Source organism: Neoroseomonas soli (assembly GCF_018129065.1).
In the GTDB taxonomy this organism is placed as follows: Bacteria; Pseudomonadota; Alphaproteobacteria; order Acetobacterales; family Acetobacteraceae; genus Neoroseomonas; species Neoroseomonas soli.
On record NZ_JAAEDM010000166.1, the window covers coordinates 1 to 3151 of the forward strand.

Genomic DNA, 3151 nt, shown 5'->3' on the forward strand with positions numbered 1-3151 from the left:
ACCAGGTCTCGGCGGGGACGGGGTCGGCCGCGGGCGGGGCGCGCCCGCCGCCGCCGACGCACAACAGCCCGAAGGGCGCCTCCCCGGTCAGCGCCACGTCAGCAGGTCCAGCATGAAGGGCTCCGGCCCTGCCGCCGAGCTGCCGAGCAGCCCGTCCGTCCTGCCGGACAGCGTCACCCAGTAGCGCAGCATCAGCGGTGCCGCCGGGCTGCCGGGGCCGCTCGCCGGGCGTGCGAGCGGACACATCGCCGTCGCCGCCCGCAGCGCCGTTGCATCGGCGGCGTTGGCGGCACGCGCCGCGTCGGGCCGCACGGCCGCCAGCCAGCGGCCCAAGGGGAAGGCGGGGAAGCTGGCGGTGGCCAGCGTCGCGTCGGTGGCCGGCGGCGTCGGCTCGACGCGCTGCATCGGGTGGCGCAGCCAGCCGAAATCATGCGTGTCGCCGAAGGCGGCGTCGTCCGTGGCGGCGCGCAGCAGGCGCAGGGTGCGGATCACCTCCGTCGGGCGCAGGTCGAAGGCGCCGTCGGTCGCCGGTTCCGGCGTCTCGCCCGCCTTGCCGGCCTTGGTCGGCTCGGAGACCTTGCCGTCCACCAGCAGGGTCATGGGCGTCACCACCGCCTCGATGCAGAGCGCGCCGTCCACCACCGCGGCGAGCCCGATGCGGAAGGCGCCGCCGCCCGCCGTGCCGTCGAAGGCGGTGTTCAGCGCCTGCGCGGCGGCCTTCGCGTCCATGCCGACCGCGATGGCGACCGGCCCCGTGCTGCGGCCATCCGCGCGGAATTCATAAGTGGTGAGCGGGGCCTCGGCGGTTGCCCGCACCGCGCGCCAGCCCTGGGTCATGGGCTGGAAGGCGTCGGCGCGCCCGCCGCCGGGCCAGCCGCGCGCGCGCAGCGTGACGTCGGCGCCGACCAGCGCATCGGCCGCGCCGCGGTTCCCGGGCGCGGGGATCTCGAGGCTGCCGGCGAGGCCCGGATGCGCCGTCTCGATCACCACCGTCCCGTCCGGCCAGGCGCCGGCGGCACCCGCGCGGGCGGCGCGCAGCGCGGCGTCGATCCGCGCCGCCACCCCGGCGGCGTCCAGCGCGCTGCCGTCGAAATTCACCGTGACATCGTGCGCGCTCGGCAGGTCCGGGCCGCTGTTGTCGTCGAGCCGGATCACCAGCGGGCCGTTGGGCGAGACGGTCCCCGCGATGGCCGGCAGCGCGACCGCCGCGCGGATAGCGGCGCCGCGCGACAGGGTCTCGTTCCAGACTGGGTCCCCCGGTGCCGCCTGGGTCGCGATCCATTCCAGGCGGCCGGCGACGCCCGCGCGCTGGCTGCTCAGCACCCAGGCATTCCCGGCGACGCTGCCGGGCGCGTATTCGCGGCGGTCGATCCGCTGCGTGCCAACGACCACGTTGTCGAGCACCCCTCCGGCCGTCAGCCAGCCGGCTTCGAGCGCTGCGCCGATCGTGGTCGGCGTCGCCGCCGCCAGGTCGGGGAGGCTGCCGGCGCCGCTCGCGCGAAGCGGCCTGGCGGCGGAAGTGAAGCCGGTGGCCGCGTTGTCCGTCATCGCAGTGCCGCCGGTCAGTGTCAGCGCCGCATCGCGCCCCTCGCGCAGCGTCTCGATGATGAGGTCCCCGCCGCGCGCGAAGGCGCGGAGTTGCCAGTCCGAGGCGCGGGCGATCTGCACCGCGAGGGCGTCGATGCCGGCTGGCGCGCCCAGCGTGACGGTCCGCGCCGTGCCGTTGATCTCGAACTCCAGCGTCAGCCCCGCCAGCACCGCGAGGTTGCCGGGCGGCGTCAGTCCCGGCAACCGTGCCGGTGCGCCCCAGAGCACGGCGCTCACTGTCGCCGGGTCTGCTCCGGCCGTGGCGACGCGGATCGTCACGAGCCGCGCATCGAGCACCTGCGCCGCGCCGGTGGTCAGCAGGATGGTTCCGCCCTGCATCGTCGAGGTGATGCTCCCCGGCAGGCCGGCGGGCGAGGACAACACGGTCGCGGTGCTGTTCGGCACCAGTCGCAGCGTGCCGGCGGCATCGTCGGGTACGGCGCGATAGAGCGTCTGCGGCGTGTCCGGCGAGGCGGCATGGTTCTCGAGATGGCGCTGCAGCGTGCCGCCGGCGCCGACGATGGTGAGCCCGTCCGCGTTCCGCACTGTGCCGCTGCCGCCGGCATTGGCCGTCGCGGCGAAGCCGAGCAGGCCCGAGGCCGGCGCGCCGGCCGCGGGGAAGGTGAATTCGATCGCGGCCTCGGTGCCGCGCCGGGCGCTGCGCAGCACCAGGTGCCGCGCGGTGCCCGGCGGCGGATCGCCGACCGCCCCCGCCCAGCCAGGCAGGATGGCCTGCGCGATCCAGGCGATGGCGTCGTCCACTGTGGCCAAGGGGCCGGGCGCGGGCGGCACCGCATGGACGGTGCCGTCCACCGAGATGCCCACCCCGTTCGCCTGCAGGTAGGCGAGTTGTTCGGTGGCCTCGGCCGAACCGTCCGCGGGCAGGGGGTCCGGGCTGCGCAGTACGGCGGGGCTGCCGATCAGCGGGATGGTGGTCCGCTGCAGGTCCGAGGTGACGCGCAGCACCGCGCCGAGCGGCCGCGACGTGCCGCCGGGTATGGCGAGCCCACCGGCTGTCGCGGTGGCCGAGAGCGAGGTGGCGTAGCCCGCCGGGTCGGAATCGAGGCTCGGCGCGGGGCGGCCCGCCACGCCGGGGGCGAGCAGCAGCCCGGCGCCGGGCGGGGCACTGACGACATAGAGCGGCGGCGGGTCCGGTTCCGGCGCGACCGCACCCTGGCTGGCTCGCAGCAGCATGGCGCGCGCCTCCGCCGCCGTCACCGCGGCGCCGTCGCGCACCGTGCCGCCGCCGGTCGCTTCCAGCGTGTCAGCCGCGGGATCGAAGTCCGGCAGGCGGAAGCCGAGGGCGAGGATCGCGTCCTTCCCCGTCAGCCTCAGCCCCCAGCCGGTGCCGCGGCCGAGCGTCTCGACCTGGACCCGCGCATCCGCCGCCGTGCCGCCGAGGCTGACCGGGAAGGCGGTGACGCCCGGCACCGCGGCGAGACGCGCCGCCGCGTCCTCGGCGTCGCTGAAGCCCGCCAGGTCCACGACGACGGGCGGGCGGTCCCCGTCGGGCGCGACCAGGGTGACGGCGAGGTTGAGCGTGCCGCTGCCCTGCGCCTCGGGC

At 76.7% G+C, this 3151-nt stretch carries 1 protein-coding gene; it reads right to left on the minus strand.

Features of this window, described 5'->3' with window-relative positions; translation table 11 throughout:
- Positions 1-87 precede the first annotated feature (87 nt).
- On the minus strand, positions 88-3151 hold a 3064-nt coding region (locus tag GXW76_RS25085), incomplete at its 5' end, for an RHS repeat domain-containing protein (protein WP_211864867.1).